The 25,352-nt window shown below is 70.6% G+C and carries 23 protein-coding genes; 12 read left to right on the top strand and 11 right to left on the bottom strand.

From position 1 onward, the window contains the following. Positions 1-100 precede the first annotated feature (100 nt). The gene (locus tag VIL76_RS13230) at positions 101-1,429 is read right to left on the bottom strand and encodes an Hsp70 family protein (RefSeq protein WP_332045496.1); all 1,329 of its coding nucleotides are present in this window, start codon (positions 1,427-1,429) and stop codon (positions 101-103) included. A 108-nt stretch (positions 1,430-1,537) separates the two neighbouring features. Beyond that, positions 1,538-2,719 carry a S1C family serine protease gene (locus VIL76_RS13235; RefSeq protein ID WP_332045497.1) on the bottom strand — a complete coding sequence of 394 codons (1,182 nt, stop codon included), beginning with the start codon at positions 2,717-2,719 and terminating at the stop codon, positions 1,538-1,540. A 61-nt stretch (positions 2,720-2,780) separates the two neighbouring features. Here VIL76_RS13235 and VIL76_RS13240 point away from each other — a divergent pair, with 61 nt between their 5' ends. Then, positions 2,781-6,398: a CHAT domain-containing protein gene (locus tag VIL76_RS13240; protein WP_332045498.1), complete on the top strand. Its 3,618-nt coding sequence runs from the start codon at positions 2,781-2,783 to the stop codon at positions 6,396-6,398. A gap of 20 nt (positions 6,399-6,418) precedes the next feature. Here the strand turns inward: VIL76_RS13240 and VIL76_RS13245 are convergent, their stop codons facing one another. Then, positions 6,419-6,709: a hypothetical protein gene (locus VIL76_RS13245; protein WP_332045499.1), complete on the bottom strand. Its 291-nt coding sequence runs from the start codon at positions 6,707-6,709 to the stop codon at positions 6,419-6,421. A 380-nt stretch (positions 6,710-7,089) separates the two neighbouring features. On the opposite strand from VIL76_RS13245, the gene VIL76_RS13250 reads away from it, so the two are divergent. Then, on the top strand, positions 7,090-7,362 hold the full coding sequence (locus VIL76_RS13250) for a hypothetical protein (protein ID WP_332045500.1): 273 nt from the start codon (positions 7,090-7,092) through the stop codon (positions 7,360-7,362). A 22-nt stretch (positions 7,363-7,384) separates the two neighbouring features. Here the strand turns inward: VIL76_RS13250 and VIL76_RS13255 are convergent, their stop codons facing one another. Together VIL76_RS13255 and VIL76_RS13260 are read right to left on the bottom strand one after the other, a co-directional pair. Continuing rightward, on the bottom strand, positions 7,385-9,676 hold the full coding sequence (locus VIL76_RS13255) for an NADP-dependent malic enzyme (protein WP_332045501.1): 2,292 nt from the start codon (positions 9,674-9,676) through the stop codon (positions 7,385-7,387). Positions 9,677-9,749: 73 nt separating this feature from the next. Then, a complete protein-coding gene (locus VIL76_RS13260; protein WP_332045502.1) occupies positions 9,750-10,361 on the bottom strand; it encodes a TetR/AcrR family transcriptional regulator in 612 nt (203 codons plus the stop codon). 71 nt (positions 10,362-10,432) lie between these two features. On the opposite strand from VIL76_RS13260, the gene VIL76_RS13265 reads away from it, so the two are divergent. Both VIL76_RS13265 and dapB read left to right on the top strand, forming a co-directional pair. Then, positions 10,433-11,044: a glutathione binding-like protein gene (locus tag VIL76_RS13265; RefSeq protein ID WP_332045503.1), complete on the top strand. Its 612-nt coding sequence runs from the start codon at positions 10,433-10,435 to the stop codon at positions 11,042-11,044. 66 nt (positions 11,045-11,110) lie between these two features. Then, complete coding sequence (gene dapB / locus VIL76_RS13270; RefSeq protein ID WP_332045504.1) at positions 11,111-11,872, top strand: 4-hydroxy-tetrahydrodipicolinate reductase; 762 nt, start codon at positions 11,111-11,113, stop codon at positions 11,870-11,872. A gap of 3 nt (positions 11,873-11,875) precedes the next feature. Here the strand turns inward: dapB and VIL76_RS13275 are convergent, their stop codons facing one another. The 3 genes from VIL76_RS13275 to coaBC are packed head-to-tail and all read right to left on the bottom strand — an operon-like array spanning position 11,876 to position 14,129. After that, positions 11,876-12,490 (bottom strand): hypothetical protein, encoded by a 615-nt coding sequence (locus VIL76_RS13275; RefSeq protein ID WP_332045505.1) that lies wholly within the window; start codon positions 12,488-12,490, stop codon positions 11,876-11,878. After that, complete coding sequence (gene dut, locus VIL76_RS13280; RefSeq protein WP_332045506.1) at positions 12,487-12,942, bottom strand: dUTP diphosphatase; 456 nt, start codon at positions 12,940-12,942, stop codon at positions 12,487-12,489. The genes VIL76_RS13275 and dut overlap by 4 nt, the downstream gene beginning before the upstream one ends. After that, positions 12,939-14,129, bottom strand: coding sequence for a bifunctional phosphopantothenoylcysteine decarboxylase/phosphopantothenate--cysteine ligase CoaBC (gene coaBC / locus VIL76_RS13285; RefSeq protein WP_332045507.1), 1,191 nt, complete (start codon positions 14,127-14,129; stop codon positions 12,939-12,941). Before coaBC ends, dut begins: the two co-directional genes overlap by 4 nt. Before the next feature lie 114 nt (positions 14,130-14,243). On the opposite strand from coaBC, the gene VIL76_RS13290 reads away from it, so the two are divergent. Both VIL76_RS13290 and VIL76_RS13295 read left to right on the top strand, forming a co-directional pair. Beyond that, positions 14,244-14,801 (top strand): hypothetical protein, encoded by a 558-nt coding sequence (locus VIL76_RS13290; RefSeq protein ID WP_332045508.1) that lies wholly within the window; start codon positions 14,244-14,246, stop codon positions 14,799-14,801. After that, on the top strand, positions 14,801-15,307 hold the full coding sequence (locus tag VIL76_RS13295; RefSeq protein ID WP_332045509.1) for a cupin domain-containing protein: 507 nt from the start codon (positions 14,801-14,803) through the stop codon (positions 15,305-15,307). The genes VIL76_RS13290 and VIL76_RS13295 overlap by 1 nt, the downstream gene beginning before the upstream one ends. Here the strand turns inward: VIL76_RS13295 and ubiB are convergent. Next, positions 15,304-16,818: a 2-polyprenylphenol 6-hydroxylase gene (ubiB, locus tag VIL76_RS13300; RefSeq protein WP_332045510.1), complete on the bottom strand. Its 1,515-nt coding sequence runs from the start codon at positions 16,816-16,818 to the stop codon at positions 15,304-15,306. The genes VIL76_RS13295 and ubiB overlap by 4 nt on opposite strands. A gap of 20 nt (positions 16,819-16,838) precedes the next feature. Then, positions 16,839-17,597: a class I SAM-dependent methyltransferase gene (locus VIL76_RS13305; RefSeq protein WP_332045511.1), complete on the bottom strand. Its 759-nt coding sequence runs from the start codon at positions 17,595-17,597 to the stop codon at positions 16,839-16,841. Between the two features lie 61 nt (positions 17,598-17,658). Here VIL76_RS13305 and mutM point away from each other — a divergent pair, with 61 nt between their 5' ends. From mutM to dnaA, 6 genes are all read left to right on the top strand, one after another. Continuing rightward, a complete protein-coding gene (gene mutM / locus VIL76_RS13310; RefSeq protein WP_332045512.1) occupies positions 17,659-18,522 on the top strand; it encodes a bifunctional DNA-formamidopyrimidine glycosylase/DNA-(apurinic or apyrimidinic site) lyase in 864 nt (287 codons plus the stop codon). Next, positions 18,519-19,382, top strand: a complete 864-nt coding sequence (locus tag VIL76_RS13315) for a TraB/GumN family protein (protein ID WP_332045513.1) — start codon at positions 18,519-18,521, stop codon at positions 19,380-19,382. Before mutM ends, VIL76_RS13315 begins: the two co-directional genes overlap by 4 nt. Before the next feature lie 30 nt (positions 19,383-19,412). Continuing rightward, positions 19,413-20,192, top strand: coding sequence for an enoyl-CoA hydratase (locus VIL76_RS13320; protein ID WP_332045514.1), 780 nt, complete (start codon positions 19,413-19,415; stop codon positions 20,190-20,192). Positions 20,193-20,197: 5 nt separating this feature from the next. Continuing rightward, entirely contained in the window at positions 20,198-20,785 is a 588-nt protein-coding gene (locus VIL76_RS13325) for a GDSL-type esterase/lipase family protein (protein ID WP_332045515.1), read from the top strand. A gap of 114 nt (positions 20,786-20,899) precedes the next feature. Further along, entirely contained in the window at positions 20,900-21,166 is a 267-nt protein-coding gene (rpsT, locus tag VIL76_RS13330) for a 30S ribosomal protein S20 (protein WP_332045516.1), read from the top strand. 400 nt (positions 21,167-21,566) lie between these two features. Beyond that, positions 21,567-23,024 (top strand): chromosomal replication initiator protein DnaA, encoded by a 1,458-nt coding sequence (dnaA, locus tag VIL76_RS13335; protein ID WP_332045517.1) that lies wholly within the window; start codon positions 21,567-21,569, stop codon positions 23,022-23,024. A 150-nt stretch (positions 23,025-23,174) separates the two neighbouring features. On the opposite strand, the gene pnp is transcribed toward dnaA, so the two are convergent. Beyond that, positions 23,175-25,319, bottom strand: coding sequence for a polyribonucleotide nucleotidyltransferase (pnp, locus tag VIL76_RS13340; RefSeq protein ID WP_332045518.1), 2,145 nt, complete (start codon positions 25,317-25,319; stop codon positions 23,175-23,177). Between the last annotated feature and the right edge of the window lie 33 nt (positions 25,320-25,352).

Genomic DNA, 25,352 nt, shown 5'->3' on the forward strand with positions numbered 1-25,352 from the left:
AGGGGCAGGGGTGAGGGCCGGCTGGGCTGGCTCCGGATCTGACGCCGAGGGCCCTCGGACTCGCATCCGGCGCGTGTCCGCTGCACGAGCCGGCCCTCACCTACCCTCTCCCGAGGGTCCCCTCGGGAGAGGACGTGCTGGTCCACCGCCCCAGGTCCCGCTCCCGTCCTATCAGCGCCAAGCCCGAGGCGATGGATTCCAGCTCGGCGCCGGTCTCGATCCGCTCGGCGGGGAAGCGGCGGTGGAAGATGTCCCTCACCGCCGGCACCAGGGACGAGCCGCCGGTGAGGAAGATGCGGTCGACCTCGTGGGGCTGCAGGTTCGCCGCCTCCAGCGCGCGGTCCACGGCGGCCTCGATCTGCGCCAGCTCCGGCGCGATCCACCCCTCGAACTCGGTCCGCGCCACCTCGCGCCGCAGCGAGATCGAGCCGGCCTCGAACACGAACTCCGCCCGCGCCTGCGCCGAGAGCGCCTCCTTCAGCCGGCTCACCGACCGGTACAGGTGGTAGCCGTAGTTCTCGTCCAGGGTCTCCACGAGCCGCTCGAGCTTCTCCGGCTCGGTGGCGTCGCGCACCAGCTTGCGGATCTCGCGCATGTCGCGGCTCGCCCGCATCAGGGCCAGCTGGTCCCAGCGCGCGAAGGCGGCGTAGTACCGCTGCGGGATCGGCAGCACCTTGCCGAAGCTCTCGTAGGTGGAGCCCTTGCCCAGCGCCGGCGACACCAGCTGGTCGATGATCCGGTAGTCGAAGGCGTCGCCCGCCACGCCGACGCCCGAGCGCCCCAGCGGATGGCTCCTGATCTCGCCCGCCTCCCGCTCGAAGCGGATGATCGAAAAGTCCGAGGTGCCGCCCCCGAAGTCGCCCACCAGCACCGTGGCGTCCCGATCCAGCTCGCGGGCGAAGAAGAAGGCCGCCCCCACCGGCTCGTAGGCGTAGAGGATCTCCTCGAACCCCATCCGCCGGAACGCGGTCTCGTAGCGCTCCAGCGCCAGCGGCTCCGACGGCGAGGCGCCGGCAAACGTCACCGGCCGCCCGACGATCACCCGCTTGGGCAGGTCGGCCATCTCCGCGCCGGCATAGTCGCGCACCTTCAGCAGGAAGGTGGAGAGCAGGTCCTCGAACCGGTAGCGGCGGCCCAGCACCTGGGTCTCGGTGAAGCTCTCCTGCGCCGCGAAGGTCTTGAACGACTGGATGAACCGCGTCTCGGCCGGGTCCTCCACATAGGCGTCGATCGCCCACGGCCCCGCCGCGATCTCCCGGTCCTGCGGATGCTCCGGCGGCGCGTGGAACGACAGGCACGAGCGGAACGCGAACAGCTCCCCTTCCGGAGTCGGGAACCGCACCAGGCGCGCGGGCCCCTCCGCGGCCGCCATGGCGATCACGGTGTTGGTCGTGCCGAAGTCGATGCCCAGGCTGAACGCAGCCGGCATGGCGGGCTCCTCTCCGCGGGGCCGCGGAGCCGAGGTGGCGTGGAGATGAGAAAGGCGGCGCTTCTAACCCAAGCGCCGCCCCGATTGCAAAGCCTCGTTCGCCGAGCCTCAGGTCTCGGCGATCTTCTCCCAGCGATAGGGCTCCAGCTCGCCCTTGCGGAAGTCGCCCTTCATGTCCGGCTTGCCGTTGCCGTCGGTGTCGTAGAGCGCCTGCTCCGGATAGCCGTCGTGGTTGTCGTCGAAGAACATGGCGTCGAGCTCGCCGTCGTCGTCGGTGTCCTTCCACAGCACGGTGGCGTCGCGGCGGCTGGTCGGCGCGATCAGGAGCGCGTCGCCCCTGCCGTCGCAGTTCGTGTCCAGCAGCTGGCTAATGCCCTTGGGCTTGGTGGACGGCTCCTCCTTCAGCACCACCCCCTCCTTGCACGCCGCCTTGCGCGCCGCCGTGGCGGTCAGCCGGTCCTCCGAGCGCGCCAGGAACGACTTCACGTCCTCCGCCGAGACCGCGAAGTTCAGCCCCTCGCCGTCGCTGACGAAGCTGTTGATGCCCACGACATTGAGGTTCTCGTCCAGCAGCGGCCCGCCCGAGTTGCCGGGATTTATTGGCGTCTGGGTCTGGATCACCGTCGCCTCGTGCTGCAGGCCCTGGGCCTTCCAGGCATAGGCGCGGCGGATCTGGCTGACGATGCCGCGGGTGTAGGTCCAGGCCTCGCCGGTGGGATGGCCGATGGCGTGGACGTCGGCGCCCACCTGCACCGTCGTCGAGTTGCCGATCTGCAGCGGCGTCACGCCCGCCGGGACCTCGGACACCTGCACCAGCGCCAGGTCGGTGACATCGTCGCGGCGCAGCACCTTGCCGCGGCGCACGTCCGCCTCGCCCACCGACGCGCCCTCCTGGGCCGGCTTGAAGATCACGCCGACCTCCTCCGCGTCGCCCACCACGTGGTGGTTGGTGACGATCTTGCCGTCAGCGGAGATCAGCACGCCGGAGCCCAGGCCGCCGCGGGTGACGATCAGCACCACCGCCGGCGAGGCGCGCTGGTAGACCCGCGTCTCGGCGGCGCCGCGCGTGGCGCCCTGCCGCTCGGGGCGCAGACGCGAGAGCGCCTTGCCGTACGCGACGCTGCCGCCGGTGCGCAGCTGGCCCAGCGGGGCCTTCGGCGCGCCCTCGGCGGGCGCGGCGCCCGGCAGGTCCGCGCGGCCGCCGAACCGGGGTTCCGGGTCGGCGGCCTGTGCGTATGATGCCAAGGCGAAGGCGGCGGCCAAGCCTGCGCCCATGCGGACCAACTTCATGCAAACCCCCGAACGGAAACACGTTTTGCGGAGACTAGCCGGCTGGGCCGTAGCCACAACCTTGTTTCTCGCCCCGGTTGCGCAGGCCCGGGGACAGACCTCCTCCTCCGACGGAGCCGCCTATCTCCGGGAGCAGACCGCCGCGGCGCGCACGGCGCTCGCGCGCGGGGACAAGGCCGCCGCCGGCCTGGCCATCGACAAGATCCTGTCCCTCATCGCCACTCTGAAGAACCCCGAGGCGGCGCCCGCCGCCGTCGGCGTGGCGCTCTCCGAATCCATTGGCCTGCTCACCGAAGCCGGCGACCTCGAGCGCGCCTGGGGCCTCTACAGCGCGGCCGGCGGCGGCATTGTCCGGGCCCTGCCGGCGACCAGCCCGGCGGCGGCCCTGCACCGCCTGCGCGAGGCCGAGCTTCGCCAGCAGGTCGGCGACGCGCCCGGCGCGCACCACGCGCTCGACGCGGCGCTGGCGGCGCTCCGCGGCGCCGACATGCCGCCTGATCTGCGCAGCGTCATGGCCTCGCGCGCGCTGGTGCTGAAGGCCCAACTCAGCGCCGCGACAGGCGACCTCCCGGCCGCGCGCGAAGCGCTGCGCGCCCACCCGGATGCGGTGCTCTACGGACAGCCGGGCCGCACCCCCGGCAGCTACGACGAGGTCAGCTACCTCGCCGTCCGCGCCGTGGTCGCCGGGCTCGCCCAGATTCCCGATCCGTTGTCCGCCGACGCCCTGCAGAAGCCGATCCCAGCCCTGCCCGACCCGATCACCGCCGCCCGGGTGGCGGTCCTCAGGGCCGCCGGGACGGCCATGGCGCTGCCGCCTGGCGCGGAGCGGCAGGCGAGGCTCGTCGAGCTCGGCCGGCTGATCCACGAGGCGGCGAAGGTCGATCCCGCCTGGCGCCGGCCCGGCGTCTTCGACCAGGTGCTGATCGCGCTTGCGCTGACCCAGGCGCCCGGCGCCACCGGCGCCCGTGCGGAGGCCGCCTTCAGCCTCTTCCAGCTCGCCGGCCGCACCGGCCCGGTGTTCGACGCCGACGCCCTGGCGGCGCTGTCGCAGGCGAAGGACGAGCTGCAGCGCCGCACCGTCCACCAGGCGCTGCGGCTGCGCGCGCGCCGCGACCGGCTGGAGCGCATCCAGGCCCAGCGGGTGGCCCAGCGGCTCGGGGGGACAACCGCCGCCCCGGCGCTGCTGGTCCACGACGCGGCCGGCCGCCTGCAGCTTCGCGACTTCAACGTCCGCATCGGCCAAGCCCGCGCCGCGCTGGCGAAGACCGGGCTGGGGGTGGAGCCTCCGCTGGCGGCCCTCGGCCGCCTGCAGGCCGTGCTCGCACCCGACGAGGCGGTCCTCGCGGTGACCCCGAGCGCCGGCGGCTACGCCTACCTCTGCGTGCGCCGGGACCGCACCGTCCAGACCCTGCGCCCAGTCGATCCCGTGAAGCTGAAGCTGGACACGCGCCTGCTGCAACAGGCGCTGACCGCGACCCACGCCGCTTCGGAAGACCTCGACGTCCAGTTCCCCGTCGGCCCGGCCACCCGCCTGTACGACGCCCTGGTCCGGCCGTTCGAGCCCTGCCTCAAGCCCGGCGACCGGATCGTCTGGCTGTCCAGCGCCGCCACAGCGGGCGTGCCGCTCGCCGCCCTGCTGGCCGCCGCACCGCCGAAGCTGGGCTCCGGCTACGACCTGGGGGCCGCCGACTGGCTGGTCCGCCGCCATGCCATCAGCTACGCGGGCTCAGCGGCGGTGATCCTCGCCGCCCGCTCCGGCGCCGCGGAGCGCGACGCGGATTTCGATTTCCTGGGCGTCGGCGATCCGGTGCTGACGAGCGCCTCGGCTCCATCCGTGACCCGCGGCGTGCGTAGCGTCGTGCGCGTCCAGGGACTGGCGCCCCTGCCGGAAACCCGCGATGAGCTCCTGGCCTCGGCCCGAGGCTTCGCCACCAGTCGGCTGCTGCTGCAGGGCGACGCCACGGAGCGCCGGTTCCGTGGCGAGATGGTCGGAGCCTACCGTTACCTTTCCTTCGCCACCCACGGCCTGATCCGCGACGACCTGCAGGGTCTGGCTGAGCCGGCCTTGGTGCTCACGCCCGTGGCGCCGGACGACCCGCTGGACGATGGCCTGCTCACCGCCAATGAGATCGCCGACCTCGACCTGCGCGCGCTGTTCGTGGCGCTCTCGGCCTGCAATACGGCCAACTTCGACCTCGAGATCATGGCCCAGGAGCTCCCGGCCCTGGCCTCTGCGTTCGCCATGGCGGGGACGCCGGCGACGCTGGGCACGCTCTGGCCTGTGGACTCCGAGACTGGCAAGCGCGTGGTCAGCGGGGTCTTCGACCAGCTGCGGGCCGGTGGCCGCGGGCCCGGCGACGCGCTGGCCCAGGCGCAGCGCGCCTTCCTCGCCGCACCGCCCGGACGAGCCTACCTGCACCCGCGCTTCTGGGCGCCCTTCGTCATCCTCGGCGACGGCGCCGCAGCCCGGACGGCCCCTCGTCCGCCAACCCCGGCGGTCCGCTCAGTGGAAGTGCTGAGCCCGCGCGGCGAGGTCTTCGCCCTGGCGCCGACAGGCTCCGGAGTCGCGGCGCGCTTCATCGCCGACAGCGGCGGAGCCCAGGGTCTCAAGCCTGCACTGCGCGCCACCGCTGCGGACGGCCGCGAACAGTGGCGGCAGGTCGGCGAGGCCGGCGGCGCGGCCCGCTTCCTGACAAAGCTCGGCCCCGCCCTGGTGACCGGCGGCTACGCGCCGTCACCAGCGGGCCGCTTCGCCCCGATGCTGCAGGCCCACGCGCCCGACACTGGCGCACTCACCGCCGCGTGGCGCGGCGACGGGTTGGCGAGGGTGGACACCTTCCTGATGACCGGCGCCATGCTCGGCCCTGCCGACGCCGTGGTGGCCGCCGCCGAGGTCAACCTGCGCGACGGCCCGGAGGCGGGCGGCGGCAGGCTGCACGTGCTCCGCGTCGGTCCCGACCTCGTCCCGCAGCCCCTGTTCACCGCCCAGGCGCCCGACGGGACCCGCATCGGCGAGGCGACGATCACGCCGCTCGCCGGCAAGCTGCTGGTCACCTACGCCGACGACCAGGTCCCCTCACCTCGCCGCAACGCGCGCCCGGCCGACGACTACGACCTTCCTGACTGCCTCTCCGAGCGCGTCACCTGGCTGGAGCTTCGCGACCCTGCCACCGGGGCCCTGCTGAAGAGCCAGAAGCTGGAGGGCTTCGTCGGAGTCACCGCCTTCGCCCCGGCGGATGGGCGGGTGCTGATCGGCGGCTCCCAGACCGCGGCCTGCGGCGAGGAGCGCAAGGCGGCGGTGGTCTCGGTGGACTCGGGTCTCGGCATTCGCCGTCTCTACCAGGACGACAGCCTCGGCCAGTCCGAGGTCCGGGCGCTGGCCGAACTCCCCGGCCGCCGGGTGCTCGCCGCCGCCACGAAGGCGAACGTGGTCGACTACCAGCCGCCGGCCCGGCCCACCGCCGCGGACCCTTACGCGCTCAAGCCCTTCGTCCCCACCTTCTCCGGCATGCTGGTCACCCTGCAGAGCGGCGCAGCCTCCCGCCCCAAGTTCCTGGACTCCGCCTCCAACATCTACGTCACCGCCCTGACCGCCACCCCCAGCGGCGATATCCTGCTCGGCGGCTCCCTCGCCGGCCAGGCGGCGATCTTCCAGCTGAGCGCGCCAGCCGCGCGCTAGGAGACCAGGCTGCCGCCGGTTCAGGCGAACGCCAGCGCGATCAGGCCCGCGACCAGGAGCGCCGCGGGAAGGCTCGCGATGCGCGCCGCGATGGCCCATCGGGTCAGCTCCGGGTCCCGGAACATCCGGTGTTCCGCGGTCCAGACCACGATGACCAGGAAGAGCCACTTGAGCTCCCGGTCCGGGGGGATTGCCTCGTCTTCGGTGAGGCGGCCGTGAACAACGGCCTCCAGCCGCCACTGGTAGCCGACGATGCAGACAAGCAGCGGCGCGATGCATGCGATGACGGCCAATGCGGCGAGGAATTCCAAGACGCCGAACCTCCGAGACAGGCGCTGTAGCGCATCCCCTCTCCCTTGGGAGAGGGCAGGGTGAGGGCGGCTCGGCCTCGAAATGGCTCAACCGAGGGGCCGAGGACCTCCGGCCCCTCGCCCTGCCCGCCGCAGGCTCGGCGCCGCCCCCTCCCCTACCCCTCTCCCGTCGGGAGAGGGACGCCCGGAGCGGCCAGCCTCGGCCTTGAATCTCATGGCAGCCATTCTGCCTGCCGGCCAAGAGATCAATGGCCAGGAAGCATCTGACGATGGCACGGCGGGCAGGCCTCGGGAGTCGGATGCGAAAGCTGGTCGCGCCGATGGTCCTGGTCTCCGTGGTCGGCTCCGCCGTCGCGTCCGGCGTCTAGGACTTAAAGCCGTTGGAAGGCCAATACAGCATCGGATCCGAGACAATCCTCGATCCAGCTCCCAGCGAGAAGAAGGACCGGGTCTACCTGTGGCTAACCGGCGAAAGCGCGCAGGCGATCTATGACGCCATGCCAGGTCGACCGCGTAAGACAGCCTGCGAGCCCCGCGCCAGGGAGAAGACGGCCGGCGGGCTGACCTGCTTCAAGCCGGCCAAGGGCGAGGTGGTATGCAGCGTCGCCATCACCCTGGATCGAGGCCGCACAGCGGCCGGCATGGTCTGCTAGAGCCCCGTCTCGGAACGCAGCCCTACCCGTCCACCTCCGTCAGCGGCCGGTCGTAGGCCGCCACGGTCGCCATGTGCAGGATGCGCGAGACCGACGCCGACAGCGGCGTGATCTGCACGGCCTTGCCGAGGCCCAGCAGGAGCGGGCCGATCACGGTCGCGCCGCCCATGGACTTCAGGAGCTGGGTGGAGATCGCGGCCGAGTGGATGGCCGGCATGATCAGCACGTTGGCCGGCCCCGACAGGCGCATGAAGGGGAAGTTGCCGCGGCGCGCCGGCTCCAGGGCCAGCTCCGGCGGCATCTCGCCCTCGTACTCGAAGTCGAGGCCGTCGTACTCGTCGAGCATGGCCACGGCGTCGCGAACCTTCTCCGAGCGCTCGCCCATGGGGTTGCCGAAGGTGGAGTAGCTCATGAAGGCCACGCGCGGCCGGTAGCCCAGGGTCCTCACCGCGCGCGCCGCCTCGATGGCGATCTCCACGAGATCCGACGCCTCCGGCATCTCGGTGACGTTGGTGTCGGCGATGAACAGGGTGCGGCCCTTGGCGAGCACCACGCTCATCCCGATGACGCGGCCGCCGGGGGTCGGATCGATGACCCGCAGCACCTCTTCCAGCACCTGGTCGAAGGCGCGCGTGACGCCGGTGACCATGCCGTCGGCGTAGCCGTGGGCGACCATGGAGGCGGCGAAGGAGTTGCGGTCCTGGTTGATCAGCCGCTGCACGTCGCGACGCAGGTAGCCCTCGCGCTGCAGCCGCTCGTAGAGGGACTCCACGAACTGGTCGTTCCAGTGCGAGGACCGGGCGTTGACGATCTCCAGCTTCACCTCGGTGGGGTCGAGGCCCACCGCGCGCATGTTCTCGTGGACGAGCTCCTCGCGGCCGACGAGCACCGCCTCGCCCAGGCCGCCGGACTGGAAGGCGTAGGCCGCGCGGATGACGCTGGGCTCCTCGCCCTCGGCGAAGACGATCTTCTTCTTCGGCCCCGCCAGCACCGCGCCCTGCAGCTTCTGCAGGAAGGCCGCCGTCGGATCGAGCCGCTGGGCGAGCGCCGCGCGGTAGGCGTCCATGTCCTCGATGGGCTTGCGGGCGACGCCGGTGTCCATGGCCGCCTGGGCCACGAACGGCGGGATGTACCAGATCAGCCGGGGATCGAACGGCGTCGGGATGATGTACTCGGGCCCGAACTTGAGCTGCATGCCGTGGTAGGCGGCGGCCACCTCGTCGGGCACGTCCTCGCGGGCGAGCTGGGCCAGCGCGTTCGCGCAGGCGATCTTCATCTCCATGTTCACCCGCCGGGCGCGCACGTCGAGGGCGCCGCGGAAGATGTAGGGGAAGCCCAGGACGTTGTTGACCTGGTTGGGGTAGTCGCTGCGGCCCGTGGCGACGATGGCGTCGGGGCGGACGGCGTAGACCTCCTCGGGCGTGATCTCCGGGTCGGGATTGGCCATGGCGAAGATGATCGGCTTGGGGGCCATCTTCTTCACCAGCTCCTGGGTGACGGCGCCCTTCACCGACAGCCCGATGAAGACGTCGGCGCCCTCCATGGCCTCGGCGAGCGTGCGCTTGTCGGTGTCGACAGCGTGCGCGCTCTTCCACTGGTTCATGGCCTCGGACCGGCCGCGGTAGAGCACGCCCTTGGAGTCCACGGCGATGACGTTGTCGGGCTTCACGCCCATCGCCTTGATCAGCTCCATGGTGGCGATGCCGGCGGCGCCCGGGCCGTTCAGCACCACCTTCACCTGGGAAATGTCGCGCCCGGTGATCTCGCAGGCGTTGATCAGGCCGGCGGCGGAGATGATCGCGGTGCCGTGCTGGTCGTCGTGGAAGACCGGGATGTCGAGCAGCTCCTGCAGTTCGGTCTCGATCCGGAAGCACTCCGGGCTCTTGATGTCCTCGAGGTTGATGCCGCCGTAGGTCAGGCCGATGTTCTTCACCACCGTGATGACCTCGTCCGGGTCGGTGGTGGCCACCTCCACGTCAATGGCGTCGACGTCGGCGAAGCGCTTGAACAGCACCCCCTTGCCTTCCATCACCGGCTTGGAGGCGAGCGCGCCCAGGTCGCCGAGGCCCAGGATGGCGGTGCCGTTGGAGATCACCGCCACCAGGTTGCCCTTGGACGTGTACTCGTAGGCGTCGTCGGGGTTCTTGGCGATCGCCAGCACCGGCACGGCGACGCCCGGCGAATAGGCGAGGCTGAGGTCCCGCTGGGTCGCCATCGGCTTGGTGGCCGCGATGGCGATCTTCCCCGGCGTGGGCTCGCGGTGGAAGGCCAGCGCCTCCTGGTCGGTGAAGGTGCGTTTCTCGGAGTCGCTCATCTTAGGCTTCGGCCGTCCCCTTCGAGGGGGCACCTATAGAGAGGCGGCGGTTGGCGAACAACCACCGGTGGGATCAGGCCGGCCCGCAGATGATGTCCACGGCGGCGGCGGCGACCCGCTTCAGGGCGGGGTGGTCGTCACCCGTCCGGGCCCGGATGGCCAGCGTGTGCAGGGTGGCCGTGCCCATGGCGGCGGCCTGGGCGGGGGCGACGCCGGGGGCGAGCTCGTTCTGGGCGCGCTCGAAGCGCTCGAGGAAGATGGCGTCCATCTCCGACACGAAGCCGGCGACCAGGGCGCGGGCCTCGGCGTCCTCCACCGACTGGGTCACCGCGGTGCCGATGATGAAGCAGCCGCGCTGGCCGATGTCGCCCTTCATGTAGGCGGCGATCGCGCCGGCGAAGAGCATCTTCAGGGCGTCCCTGAGCGACAGCTCCGCGCCGAACACCTGGCGCATGCCGGCCAGCCCCGCGTCGCGGCTCTCCTTCAGCGCCCGGATGTAGAGCGCGTGCTTGTCGCCGAACGCGGCGTAGAGGCTGGGCCGGTTCAGCCCCGTGGCCGCCGCCAGGTCGTCCAGGGACGTGGCGGCATAGCCCAGGTTCCAAAAGACGCCCCGCGCCTTCTCCAGGACCTGCCCCTCGTCGAAGCTCCGAGGCCGCCCACGCCGCCGCGGCTCATTCTGTACCATCTCGCAAAGAATCCCTTGACCGCCACAATAATATGCGAAACGGTACAAATATCAACGTCAGGAGACTATATATGGACCTCTACTTCTCGCCCCTCTCCTGCTCCCTGGCCAGCCGCATCGCGCTCGCCGAAGCCGGCGCCGAGGCTCAGTTCCACCGGGTGAACACCCGCGAGGGCAGGACCGCGGACGGCGGCGACTACCGGCGCATCAATCCCAAGGGCCTGGTGCCGGCGCTTCGGACCGAGGAGGGCGAGGTGCTGACGGAGAACGCGGCGATCCTGCAGTACATCGCCGACCGCTACCCTGAGGCCGGCCTCGCACCCGACGGCTTCGAGCGCTACCGCCTGCAGCAGTGGCTCAGCTTCGTCGCCACGGAGCTGCACAAGCTGGTCTTCCAGCCCCTGTTCAACCCCTCGGCTCCCGACGCCGTGAAGTCCCTGGCGCGTGAGCTGGCGGCCTCCCGCTTCGCCTACCTCGACGAACACCTGGAAGGCCGCGAGTACCTGCTCGACCGCTTCAGCGTCGCCGACTGCTACCTGGCCGCGGTGCTGAACTGGCCGCAGGCGGTGAAGCTGGACATCAGCGGCTACAAGAACGTCGTCGCCTACCGCGAGCGGCTGATGGCGCGCCCGGCGGTGGCCAAGGCGACCCAGGACGAATTCGCGCTCTACCAAGCGGCGTAGCTTCTAGGTTGACCGGGCGGGGCGGGTCGCGAGACTACGCTCCGCCTCGTCAGCCGGAGAGCCCGCTTGCCCGCAGCCGTCAGGATCGCCGTCGCCGGAGCGAACGGCCGCATGGGCAAGGTCGTCTCCGCCCTGGTGGAGGCCGAACGCGGCCTGGCGCTCGCCGCGCGCTTCGACCGCGAGGTTGGAGATGGGCTGGTCCCGATGGAGGAGGCGCTGAACGCCGCCCAGGTGGTGATCGACTTCACCACCGCCGAGGCCTCCGCCCAGCTCGCGGCCCGCTGCGCCGAACGCGGCGGGCCGGCCCTGGTGATCGGCTCGACCGGCTTCGACGAACGGCATGTCGGGGCCATCGCGGATGCCGCAGCCCGTATCGCCATCGTGCGCGCCGGCAACTTCTCGCTGGGGGTCAACATGCTGATGGGCCTGGTGCGCCAGGCCGCCCGCGCCCTGCCCCAGGATTGGGACATCGAGGTGACCGAGGCCCACCACCGGCGCAAGGTGGACGCCCCCTCCGGCACCGCCCTGATGCTGGGCGAGGCCGCCGCCGACGGCCGTGGCGTGGGCCTGGGCCAGGTCGCCCGCCGCACCCGCGACGGCATCACCGGCGAGCGCCCGCCGGGCGAGATCGGCTTTTCCGTCGTCCGTGGCGGCGGCATCGTGGGCGAGCACAGCGTAATCTTCGCCGCCGAGGATGAGATCCTCACCCTCTCCCACTCCGCGCGCGACCGGGCCCTCTTCGGCCGCGGCGCGCTCGCCGCCGCCAGATGGGTCGCCGACAAGCCGCCCGGCGAATACGACATGCAGGACGTGCTGGGGCTGAAGTAGCCGCTAGCGCGCGCCTTCCCAGAGGGCGTCGACGGACTTCTGCAGGTCCCCGGAGCCCACGCGGCGGGCGAAGGACAGGCCGTCGAGCTTCACCTCGTCCCCGCGCAGCATGCGGTCCTCCAGGCTGTAGCCCAGCATGTAAATGGCGTGGTCGGAGCGCGTCTGGCCGTCCTGGATGTAGGTCGTGACGACACCAACGGGCATGCGGCCGGTCTCAGCGCCCTTGCGGCGGGCCTTCTTGAGCCCAGCGTCGAACCAGCGGCGCTCGACCCGTGGATTGCCGGTGGTCTCCACCTCGTCGTCGCGCACGGGCGTGGGGAAGATCACCGTCTGGGTCTGGATCACCTGGCCCTCGTTCACGGGCTCCAGGCGGATGCGCTCGCCGGAGCCTTCCACCGTGCCCTTCAGAAGGAAGGCCTGCCTGGCCTGGGCGGCGCGCTGCTCGGCCTGCCGCTCGCGGGCGGCGGCAGCTTTCTCACGGGCCTCCTGCCCGCGCTCCCGGTGGCTGTCCCAGTAGCCGAGGGCGGCGATCACCACCGCCGCCACCGCCACGATCTCGGACAGCGCCAGCCAGCGGATCGGCAGGCGCTTCTTCGCGGGCGGCGGCGGCTCGCTCACCGGCCGCCTGTCGAGCCGAAGCCGCCGGCGCCGCGGGCGGTCTCGTCGAGGTCGTCCACCTCGGTCCACTGCGCCTGCTCGACGGGCGTGATCAGCAGCTGGGCGATGCGGTCGCCGCGGCGGATGGTGACGTCCTCGGCGCCGAGGTTGATCAGGATGACCTTCACCTCGCCGCGGTAATCGGCGTCAATGGTGCCGGGCGTGTTCAGGCAGGTGACCCCCTGCTTGGCCGCCAGACCGGAGCGCGGCCTCACCTGGCCCTCGAAGCCCGCCGGGATCGCCATGGCAAGGCCCGTCGGCACCGGGAAGCGCGCGCCCGGCTTGAGGACCAGAGGCTCGTCGTCGGCCACAGCGGCGCGCAGGTCCATGCCGGCGGCCTGGGCCGTCTCGTAGGCCGGTAGCGGCAGCCCCTCGGCGTGCGGCAGGCGCTTGATGGGAATGGGCGGGATCACTTGAGCTCCTCGGCGATGCGCTGGGCGAGCCTGCGGGCCACCTCGCCCTTGGCCATGCGCTCCCATCGCTCGATTCCGCCGCGCGTGACGATGGCGATGGCGTTCTCGTCGCCGCCCATCGTGCCTTCGACGCTGACGTCGTTGGCGACGATCCAGTCGCAGCCCTTCTTCTCGAGCTTGGCGGCCGCGTGGGCCTCCACGTCGTCGGTCTCCGCCGCGAAGCCGACCACCAGTCGCGGGCGGCGACTGTCCTTGGAGAGCGTCGCCAGGATGTCGGGGTTCTCGACGAGGGTCAGCTGCGGCGGACCGCCAGATCCCTTCTTCATCTTGCCGGTGCCGGCGCTTTCCGGCCGCCAGTCCGCGACCGCGGCCACGCAGACGGCGATGTCGGCGGGCAGGGCCGCCTCGCAGGCCGCCAGCATCTCGCGCGCGGTCTCCACCGGCACGCGCCTGACCCCGGCCGGGGCGGGAAGCGCGGTCGGTCCGCTGACCAGGGTGACGTCGGCGCCCAGGCCGGCGAGCGCGCTGGCGATGGCGTAGCCCTGCTTGCCTGACGAGCGGTTGGTCAGCAGCCGCACCGGATCAATCGGCTCGGCGGTCGGGCCGGCGGTGACGATGACGCGCTTGCCGGCGAGCGGCCGCGCGGCGCCGCCGAGCAGCGGCATGATAGCGTCGAAGATTGCTTGCGGCTCGGCCATGCGCCCTTGGCCGTACTCGCCGCAAGCCATGGCGCCTTCCTCGGGGCCAACGAAGCGGACCCCGTCGCGCCTCAACTGGTCGAGGTTCCGCTGGGTGGCCGGGTGCTCCCACATCCGCACGTTCATCGCCGGGGCCATCAGCACCGGCTTGTCGGTAGCGAGCAGGGTCGTGGAAGCGAGATCGCTGGCGTGGCCGTGGGCCAGCTTCGCCATCAGGTCCGCGGTTGTGGGGGCGACCACCGCGAGGTCCGCGGAGCGGGAGAGCTCGATGTGGCCCATCTCCGCCTCGTCCGTCAGCGAGAAGAGGTCGGAATAGACCCTGTCCTCGGCCAGGGCTGAGAGGGACAGCGGGGTGACGAACTGGGCGCCCGCGGCGGTGAGGATCGGGCGCACGCCGACGCCGGCCTTGCGCAGCAGACGGGTGAGCTCGAGCGCCTTGTAGGCGGCGATGCCGCCGCCGACGATCAGCAGAATCCGCTTCTGGTCCAAGCCCTGAGCCCCGCCGCGTGAGGGCTTCGATTTAGGCCATGGGAGGGGACTCGACAAACCCGCGGACCTGTGTTCTTTCTTTGTTCCAGCTCCACCTTACAAGGAGAACAGAGGATGGCTGGGATACGGACGGCGCTCACCATTGCGCTGGGAACGACGGCGGCGCTGGCCCTGCTGGGCGCCTGTGACAACGGACCTTCAGCGGTCGCCCCCCAGGCGGCGGGCACGCAGATGGCGACGGCGGACGCCGCCGCTCCAGCCGCCAAGGGCTCGCGCTCGACGCAGACCGATCACCGGACGGACCCCGTGAAACTGGTCGACGGCAAGCCGATCTGGGCCGCGAGCCGGCGCGCTTCGGCCGAGGAGCGGGCCCGGAGCGCCTTCGAGCGCAACGGGGCTGACTTCGGGGCCAAGAACCTGGACCAGTACGTGCGCAAGGCCCACGCCTTCGTCGAACATCCGCCGGCCGGCACCCAGACGCTCACGCGCGCCAACGGCGACATGCTGTTCTACGACCCGAAGGCCAACGTCTTCGCCGTCGCGAACAAGGACGGAGCGCCACGCACCATGTTCAAGCCGGACGAGGGCGCCGCCTACTGGCAGAAGCAGAAGGACAGCGTCGCGCGCCAGACCGCCCGCCGCAGCCGCCCCCGCAACGAAGACGACGCCTAGTGGCGGACGATCCCCACATCGTGCGCACGGCGGCGCTGGACTGGGCGCAGGTCTTCCGCGGCCGGCATCCGTTCAACGCCGCCTCGGAGATGCGGCTCGCGCCGCTCGGCGACAAGACCGGACTGCAACGGGTGGGCGTGAGCCTGATCCGCATCCCGCCGGGCAAGGAGAGCTTCATCCCGCATGCGCACGCGCTGCAGGAGGAGTTTGTCTTTATCCTGGAGGGCGCGGGCGAGGTGACACTCGATGGCGTGGTCCATCCGGTCGGGCCCGGCGACTTCGTGGGCTTTCCCACCGACGGAGTCGTGCACTCGCTGAAGGCCGTCGGGCCGGGCGACCTTGTTTATCTGACTGGCGGCGAGCGGACCGCGACCGAGATCGCGGAGATGCCGACCATCGGCAAGACCATGGTCATCCGGGGCGGCCAGATCACCATGTACGGCAAGGACAACGCCGAGGAGATCTCGCAGGCCGAGTGGTTCTCGCGAGTCAGGCTCGACGACTAGAGGAAGTAGGCGCCCGCCGCGAAGGCGGCGGCGGAGACCACCACGCCCAGGGTGAACCAGAACCAGCGGGAGCCCTCGTGCCGCTCCTCGACTACGGTCACCGAGGCGGTCGGCATGGGCGGGTTCTCGGCCAGGCGCGCCAGGTTGCGGATGGCGAGCTCGGCTTCCCCGGCCAGGCGCTGGATGCGGGTGACGGGCGACAGCTCGCGCGCCATCCAGCGGCGCACCACCGGGTCGGACGCGGCCCAGATGTCGTGATCGGGGTCGATGCGGCGGGCCACGCCCTCGACGGTCATCATGGTCTTCTGCAGCAGGACGAGCTCCGGCCGCAGTCGCATGTCGAAGAGGGCGGTGATCTCGAACAGCTGGGTCAGCACCCGGCTCATCGGCACCTCGCTGGCGGCGCGGCCGAACACCGGCTCCCCCACCGCCCGCAGCGCCTGCGCGAAGGCGGCCACGTCGTGATTGGCCGGCACATAGCCGGCGTCGAAGTGCACGCGGGCGACCTGGTCGTAGTCGCGCTGCAGGAAGCCCCACAGGATGCGGGCCAGATAGCGCCGCTCGGGCGCGCCCAGGCGCCCGATGATCCCGAAGTCGACGGCGGTGATCTCCGCCGGCGCGGCCACGAACAGGTTCCCCTCGTGCAGGTCGGCGTGGAAGACGCCGTGGTCCAGGGCCTGGGCCAGGAAGGCGCGGATCAGGTTGTCCGCCAGCTGCTTGCGGTCGAGGCCCTCCTGCAGCAGCGCCTGGTCCTCGGAGAGCGGCATGCCGCGCGCCCACTCCATGGTCAGCACCCGCTTGCCGACCCCCTCCCAGATCACCGGTGGGGCGCGCATGTAGCCGTCCTTGGCCATCACCTCGCACAGCTCGTCGGCGCCGGCCGCCTCCAAGCGCAGGTCCAGCTCCAGCTCGGTGGCGCGGATCACGGTCGAGGCGAAGCCGCGCGGCTCCAGCCGCCGCGCGGGCGGCACCCAGCGGTCGATCAGCCGGGCGGCGAGCGCCAGCACCTCGGAATCGTCGGCGACGCGACGGGCGATGGCCGGCCGCAGCACCTTCACCGCGACGTGCCGGCCGTCGAACAGGACGGCCTCGTGCGCCTGGGCGAGGGAGGCGGCGGCCACCGGCTCGCCGAACACCTTGAACAGGCTCTCGATGGGCCGGCCGAGCTGGTACTCGACTTCAGCGCGGGCGACCTCGATGGGGAACGGCTCCAGCCGGTCCTTCAGGCGCGAGAGGTCCTCGGCGAACTGGCGGCCGAACAGGTCGGCGCGGGTGGAGAGCAGCTGGCCGAGCTTGATGGCCACCGGCCCCAGCCGCTCCAGCGAGCGGGCCAGCCGCTCGCCCGGCCGACCGAGCCGCGCGCGGGAGCCCGCGAAGATCCGCAGCACCTTGCCGAGCGTGCGCGTGCCTGACGAGTAGAGCGGATCGAGTTCGTGCGGCAGGAGCGCGTCGTTGCGCACCAGCATCCAGGCCGCGCCGATCAGCCGGCCGAAGGCCCCCGGACCGCTCAAGATCGGCGCCCGCTCATGCCTCAGATCGCTCGCGCCGTATGCAGCGCGGCCACCCCGCCCGTGAAGTTGGTGACGTCCACGCAGGCGAAACCCGCATCGGCGATCATGGCTGCAAACCGCTTCTGGTCGGGGAAGCGGCGGATGCTCTCCACCAGGTACTGATAGGCCTCGCGGTCGCCGGCGACGCGCTCGCCGATCTCCGGGATCACCTTGAAGGAATAGGCGTCGTAGGCCTTCTGCAGCGCCTCGGTGATCGGCCGTGAGAACTCCAGGCAGAGGAAGCGTCCGCCCGGCCGCAGCACGCGCCGCGCCTCGCGCAGCGCGGCAGAGATGTCGGTGACATTGCGGATGCCGAAGGCGATCACATAGGCGTCGACGCAGGCGTCCGGCAGCGGCAGCTTCTGGGCGTCCCCGACCGCCCAGGCCATCTCCGGCTCGGAGCCCTTCTCGCGGCCGGCGGCAATCATCTCGGCGTTGTAGTCCACGACGATGACCTTGGCGTCGTCCCCGCCACGGCGCGCCTGGACGCGTCGCGCCATCCGCGAGAACCGCCGCGCCATGTCGCCGGTGCCGCCCGCGCAGTCGACGATCGTCTCGCCCGGCTGCGGATTGAGGCGCGCGGCGGTGGCGTCCTTCCAGAGCCGGTGCACGCCCCCGCTCATCAAGTCGTTCATAAGATCGTAGCGCTTGGCCACGCGGTCGAAGACGCCCCGCACCAGGCCGGCCTTGGCCTGCGGGTCGACGTCCTGGAAGCCGAAGGTGGCGGCGCGTTCCGTCATGGGCGAACCTCTTAGCCTCCCGCCCCTTGGCGCGCCATCCTCCCCATGCCAAGCGTTCGCCATGCCCGAACTGCCCGAGGTCGAGACGGTGCGCGGGGGCCTGGCGCCCGTGCTGGAGGGGCGCAGGCTCGCCCGCGTCGAGGCCCGCCGGCCGGACCTGCGCTTCCCGCTGCCGGAGAACTTCGTCCAGGTGCTGACCGGCGCCACGATCCAGAAGCTGGAGCGGCGCGCCAAGTACCTGCTGGCCAGGCTGGACCGCGAGGACACCCTGGTGATGCACCTCGGAATGAGCGGCCGCTTCGAGATCGCGCGGCCGGAGGGCGCCGTGCGCCCGGGGCAGTTCCACTACGCGCCGGACCCCGACCCCAAGCACGCGCACATCGTCTTCGAGACCGACGCCGGCGTGCGGGTGACCTATTACGACCCCCGCCGGTTCGGCTACATGGCGCTGGTCAACACCGCGACGATGCACCTGCACCCGTGGTTCGCCGGGCTCGGGCCCGAGCCCCTGTCAGACGCCTTCGGCGCCGCGCACCTGAAGGCCGCTTTCGCCGACCGCAAGCAGGGGCCGAAGACCCTATTGCTGGACCAGCGCATCGTGGCCGGCCTCGGCAACATCTATGTCTGCGAGGCGCTGCACCGGTCGCGCATTTCGCCGTTCAAGCCGGCCGGCCGCATCTCCGCGCCACGGCTCCAAAAGCTCGCCCTCGCCGTGCGCGAGGTGCTGGGCGAGGCGATCGCCGCCGGCGGCTCGACCCTTCGCGATTACGCCCAGGCGGACGGCGCGCTCGGCTACTTCCAGCACCGCTTCCGCGTCTACGACCGCGAGGGCCGGCCCTGCCCGAACGAGGGCTGCACGGGGGTGATCGCGCGGCGGGTGCAGGCCGGCCGCTCCACCTTCCACTGTCCTGTCTGCCAGCGATGAACGGACTCCTCGCCGGCATTGCGGCGCTCCTCCTCCTGGCGAGCCCCGCACAGGCCAAGCCGCCGGTCTGGGTCGTCTCGGACGGCGATTCCGAGATGGTGCTGTTCGGCTCGGTGCACATCCTGCCGCCAGGCGTCGACTGGATGCCGGCCGAGCTGGCGGCGGCGCTCAAGACGGCGGACGACGTCTGGTTCGAGACAACCGTCGGCTCAGCCGCAGACCGCGAGATGTCGGACCTCGCGATCAGGCTCGGCCGGGCGGATCGCGGCCTGTCGCTCAGCCAGCTGCTTTCCAGGCGAGACGCGGCGCGCCTGAAGCGGGTGGCGGCGGCGTACGATCTGGACATGGCGCTGCTGGACGGCCTGAAGCCCTGGTTGGCGGAGGCCTTCATCGTGCAGGAGGTGCTGGCGCGGGACAGCAAGGCCTCCACGGCCTATGGCGTCGAAGACGCTGTCGACGCCGCGGCCCCCCCGCAGGCGAAGCGCCAGGTCTTCGCCACGAGCGCCGAGCACATCGCCATCCTCGCGGGCGCACCGCTCGACGAACAACTCGCCTCGCTGCGAGCGACACTGAAGTCGCTGAAGCCGCAGTCCAAGGACTTCGAGCGCATGCTGCAGGCCTGGATGAAGGGCGACCTGAGGTGGCTGCAGCGCAACGCCATCGATCCCGAGCGCCGCCTCGCCCCGGCCCAGTTCAAGCGCCTCGTCACCGACCGCAACGCTCGCTGGACGGCCACCCTCGACCAGCGGCTGAAGGGCCGCGGCCGCACCGTTGTGGTCGTCGGCATGGGCCACTTGATCGGCCGTGACGGACTGCCCGCGCGGCTGCGCGCGCTTGGCTATTCGGTGAAGGGGCCTTAAGCGCTTGGCCGCGGAATTCGGAGGAGCGCGATGAGCTACGAGACCCTGATCGTCGAGACGCCCAGCGATGGCGTGATGCTGATCCGGCTCAACCGGCCCGAGGCGCTGAACGCGCTCAACAGCACCCTGCTCGGCGAGCTGTCGCAGGCGCTGGACGCCGCGACCGCCGACGACGGCGTGCGCTGCCTGGTGCTGACCGGCTCGGACCGCGCGTTCGCGGCCGGCGCCGACATCAAGGAGATGTCGGACAAGAGCTACGCCCAGATGTTCAGCCTCGACTTCTTCACCGCCGCGGCGCGCAAGGTGGAGCAGTTCCGCAAGCCGATCATTGCGGCGGTGTCCGGCTACGCCCTGGGCGGCGGCTGCGAGCTCGCCATGCTGTGCGACTTCGTCATTGCGTCCGAGACCGCGAAGTTCGGCCAGCCGGAGATCAACCTTGGCGTAGTGCCAGGCATCGGCGGCACCCAGCGGCTCACCCGCTTCGTCGGCAAGTCCAAAGCCATGGACATGATCCTGACCGCCAGGATGATGGACGCCGCCGAGGCCGAGCGCGCCGGCCTCGTCTCCCGCGTCGTGGCCGCCGACAAGCTGATGGACGAGGCGTTGGCCGCCGCCGCCAAGATCGCGGCCCAGTCGCCGCTTGCCGTCGCGATGGCGAAGGAGCTGGTGGACGCGGCCTACGAGACCACGCTGACCACCGGGGTGGCGCTGGAGCGGCGGCTGTTCCACTCGCTGTTCGCCTTCGAGGACCAGAAGGAAGGCATGGCCGCCTTCGTCGAGAAGCGGAAGCCCAACTTCACCGGGCGCTAGAGCGCATGCGGCTGCTGGCCTTCGGCGACAGTTTCGTCCTGGGTCAGGGCGATCCCGACCGGCTGGGCTGGATCGGACGCGCGCTGGCGGGGCGGCCGGAGGTCACACTCTACAATCTGGGCGTCCGCGCCGAGACCAGCGCCGACATCGCCGCGCGATGGCGGGCGGAGGCGAAGCCGAGGCTGGTGTCGCACGAGCCGGTGCGGCTGGTGTTCTCGTTCGGCGCCAACGACTGCTCGAGCGACGGCGGAGCGCCCCGCCTCGCCGCCGCCCAGTCGCTTCTCCACGCCCGCGCCATCCTGAGCGAAGCGGCCCGGACGGCGCCGGTGCTGATGGTGGGTCCGCCGCCGATGCCCGAGCCGGGCGCGGCGGCGCGGCTGGAGGCGTTGAACGAGCACCTGAAGGCGCTCTGCGGGCGGCTGCAGGCGCCCTTCATTGACGTCTTCCGGCCCCTGGCCGCAGACGGCCTGTGGGCCAGGGACGCCGAGGCCGGCGATGGCGGGCATCCCGGCGCCGCGGGCTATCAGCGGATGGCCGACCTCGTGGCGGCGCATCCGGCCTGGCGCAGCTTCACGGGAGCGCCCGAGACGTGACCACAGTTAACCGCGTCGCGGCATTGACCGCGCGACCTCACTTGAGTATATCCGCGCCTCCATTTTCCCGCCCGGCCGCCGCCGGGCGCGATACGTTTTGAGAGCATCGACCCAATGGCCAATACGCCCGGCGCCAAGAAGGCGGTCCGCAAGATCGCCCGCCGCACCGAAGTCAACACCGCCCGCCGCTCGCGCGTGCGCACCTACCTGCGCAAGTTCGAGGAGGCCGTGGCCTCCGGTGACGCAGCCGTCGCCAAGGACGCCTTCGTGAAGGCCCAATCCGAGCTGATGCGGGCCGTGACCAAGGGCGTGGTGCACAAGAACACCGGCTCGCGGAAGGTCTCGCGCCTGGCTGCGCAGCTGAAGAAGCTGAGCGCCTGAGCCACGGATTTTCAGGGGTCTCATACCCCACCGATCCGACCGGGATTTCGAAAAAGGCAGCGCCCGCTTGGGCGCTGTTTTTTTATGCTTTGGAGCTTCGCCGTAGGTGCGACTCCTGCGACCAATCTTCACAATTTCGGGCCCCGAAACGCAGGTTTCCCAAGCCGCTCAAGGGGTCCGAACGAGTCAACAAAAATAAGCGCGGCGCGCGCCCAAAATCCCCGTTGACCGGCCCCCGCCCGCGACTAGTCTCAGTGGTCTTACAGGCGTCTTCCAACTGATCTCGAAGTCATCGAGACGCCGGCGGAGCATAGCTGCATTCGCCGGAAGCGCTTGTGCGTGTTGAGAAAAGGCCGGGCGCAGCGCGGGGTTGCGACCGAGAGGGCGGGGCAGACGAGAGATGATGAGCGGGGGGGTTGCGGGAGCTATGGCAGAGTCACCGGCGGGCGCCGTCTGGTCGAAGACTTGCCAGGTTCTCAAGCGCGAACTTGGCGACGCGACCTTCGGGTCCTGGCTGGGCCAGGCGTCGCTGCGCGAAACCGGCGACGAGGTGTGCGTTGTGGCCGCGACCGGCGTGGCGCGCGACTGGATCCGCCGCCACGCCTGGCGCCGTATCGGCGAGCTCTGGGCGCAGAACGATCCGCTGGGCCGCAGGCTCGACCTGAAGTCGCGCATGGAACTGGATTCCGTGGCCGCCGCCGCGCCGGTGATGGCGCCGGTCGCCGCCGTCGCCCGCACGTCTGCCGCTGTCGCCGTCGCCGTCCCCGAAGTCTTCGAAGTCGAGGCCGAAGCTGCGCCCGTGGCCGCCCGCCAGGGCCGGCTGCAGGGGCTGCAGGAGCGCTTCTCGTTCGAGACCTTCGTCTCCGGCCCGGCCAACGAGTTCGCCTTCGCCGTGGCCCGCCGCGTGGCCTCCTGGGCCGACGGGCACTTCAACCCGGTCGTCTTCCACGGGCCCTACGGGCACGGCAAGACGCACCTGCTGAACGCGCTCGCCTGGGAAGCCATGAAGGCCGAGCCCACCAAGCGCGTCGTCTACCTGACCGCCGAGCGCTTCACGACGACCTTCGTGAAGGCGCTGCAGGACCGGCAGACCCAGGCGTTCAAGGACGAGCTGCGCAACGCCGACCTGCTGCTGATCGACGACGTGCACTTCGTCGCCGGCAAGCCCACCACCCAGGAAGAGCTGTTCCACACCCTGATCGCGCTGGTCGAGGATGGCCGTCGGGTGGTGATGACCGCCGATCGCTCCCCCAACGAGCTGTCGGAGATGGAGCCGCGCCTGCGCTCACACCTGCAGGCCGGCTTGGTCTGCGGCATCGAGCCGGCCGACCGCTCGCTGCGCATGGGCATCCTCGAGCGCAAGCTGCAGACCCTGGCCTCGCAGGGCCGCTTCCTGCCGGCCGCGCGCACCGAAGTCATGCAATTCCTCGCCGACCGCTTCACCGACAGCGTCCGCGAACTGGAGGGCGCCCTGAACACGCTCGTCGCCCGCGTGGGCTCGGACCTCGCCCGCCTCAGCCTCGACGAGGCCCAATCGATCCTGCGCCCGCACCTGTCGTGCAACGAGCGCAAGGTGACGGTGGACATGATCCAGAAGACCGTCGCCGAGCACTACAACCTCAAGCAGGCAGACCTGATCAGCGAACGCCGTGCCCGCGCCGTGGCGCGTCCGCGGCAGGTGGCCATGTGGCTCGCCAAGCAGATCACCACCCGGTCGCTGCCCGACATCGGCCGCCGCTTCGGGGGGCGCGACCACACCACCGTCCTGCACGCCGTACGCCGCATCGAGAGCCTGAAGGCGGAGGACGCCGGCATCGCCCGCGACGTGGACGTCCTGCTGCGCAAGCTGCGCGGCTAGCAACAGTTTTCGGGGAGAGCTTGCTGAGAGGCCCGCCGAAAGGCGGGCCTTTTCGTATGCGCCTTTCTCTCCCCTGGAGGGCAGGGAAAAGAAAAGGGCGGCTGCATCGCTGCAGCCGCCCTCGTCATGTCAGTCGGTGACTAGGGACGCTCAGGCGTCCGCCGTCTCCGGTTGGCCTTGCTTGGCCGACAGGTCCTCGCCCGTCTCCTGGTCCACGATCTTCATGGACAGGCGGGTCTTGCCGCGGTCGTCGAAGCCGAGAAGCTTCACCTTCACCTGCTGGCCTTCCTGCAGCACGTCGGAGACCTTGGCCACGCGCTCGTTCGAGATCTGCGAGACGTGGACCAGGCCGTCCTTGGCGCCGAAGAAGTTCACGAAGGCGCCGAAGTCGACGATCTTCACGACCTTACCCGTGTAGATCTGGCCGACTTCCGGCTCGGAAGCGATCGACTTGATCCACTCCTTCGCCGCGTCGATCTTCGACTGCTCGGCGGCCGCGATCTTGATCGTGCCGTCTTCGCCGATGTCGACCTTGGCTCCGGTCTCGGCGACGATCTCGCGGATCACCTTGCCGCCAGAGCCGATCACTTCGCGGATCTTGTCGACCGCGATCTTGATGGTCTCGATCTTCGGCGCGAACTCGCCCAGTTCGGCGCGCGGCGCCTCCATGGCCTTGTTCATCTCGCCGAGGATGTGGTCGCGGCCGCCCTTCGCCTGCTCGAGGGCCTTCTTCATGATCTCCTCGGTGATGCCGGCGATCTTGATGTCCATCTGCAGGGAGGTGATCCCGTCAGCGGTGCCGGCGACCTTGAAGTCCATGTCGCCCAGGTGGTCCTCGTCGCCGAGGATGTCGGACAGGACGGCGAAGCCGTCGCTCTCCAGGATCAGGCCCATGGCGATGCCAGAGACCGGCTTCTTCAGGGGCACGCCCGCATCCATCAGCGCCAGCGAAGCGCCGCAGACCGAGGCCATCGACGAGGAACCGTTGGACTCGAAGATCTCCGAGACCAGGCGGATCGTGTAGGGGAACTCCTCGTAGGGCGGCAGCATCGGACGGATGGCCCGCCAGGCGAGCTTGCCGTGGCCGACTTCGCGGCGGCCCGGCGCGCCCATGCGGCCCGTCTCCCCGACCGAGAACGGCGGGAAGTTATAGTGCAGCATGAACTTCTCGTAGTACTTGCCCTCGAGGGCATCGATCAGCTGCTCGTCGTCGCCGGTGCCCAGGGTGGCGACCACCAGGGACTGGGTCTCGCCGCGGGTGAACAGCGCCGAGCCGTGGGCCCGCGGGAGCACGCCCACTTCCGAGACGATTGGGCGGACCTGGTCGACCTTGCGTCCGTCGATGCGGGTGCCGGTCTCCAGGATCGCGCGGCGGACGATGTCGGCCTCGAGCTCCTTGAACACCGAACCCAGCTTGTTGGGATCGACGCCTTCCGGGTTCATCTCCGACTTGGAGAACTGGTGCATCGCCCGATCCTTCGCCGCGGAGATGGCGGCGTGGCGGTCGGACTTCTTCATGATGCCGTAGGCGGCGCGCAGATCCTCCCCGATCAGGGTCTTCACCTGGGCCTTCAGGGCGTCGGTGTCATCGGGCTGGAAGTCGAACGGCTCCTTGGCGGAGTGCTCGGCCAGCTCGATGATCGCGTCGATGACGGGCTGCATGCCCTTGTGGGCGAAGGTGACGCCGCCCAGGACCTGCTCTTCGGAGAGCTCCTGGATTTCGGACTCCACCATCATCACCGCTTCGCCGGTGCCGGCGACCACCAGGTCCATCCGGCTGTCCTTCATCTGGTCCAGCGTCGGGTTGAGGATGTACTCGCCGTCGACGAAGCCGACGCGCGCGGCGCCGATCGGACCCATGAAGGGGGCGCCGGAGATCACCAGGGCGGCGGAAGCCGCCACCAGGGCGACGATGTCCGGATCGTTCTCCAGGTCGTGGGCGAGCACGGTCGTGACGACCTGCACTTCGTTCTTGAAGCCCTTGACGAACAGCGGCCGGATCGGACGGTCGATCAGGCGCGAGGTCAGCGTCTCCTTCTGCGAAGGCGCGCCCTCACGGCGGGGGAAGGAGCCCGGGATCTTGCCCGCGGCGTAGAACTTCTCCTGGTAGTTGACCGTCAGGGGGAAGAAGTCCTGGCCGGGCTTCGCGCTCTTCGCGAACACCGCGGTGGCCAGCACCATCGTCTCTCCGTAGGTGGCCAGGACCGCGCCGTCGGCTTGACGGGCCATGCGGCCGGTTTCGAGCGTGAGCGTCTTGCCGCCCCACTCGATGGTCTTTCTTTTGATGTCGAACATTTTCGCTTCTTTCTCGTCCCGGGGGCGTATTCC

This window comes from Phenylobacterium sp. (genome assembly GCF_036563285.1).
Classification (GTDB): Bacteria; Pseudomonadota; Alphaproteobacteria; order Caulobacterales; family Caulobacteraceae; genus Phenylobacterium.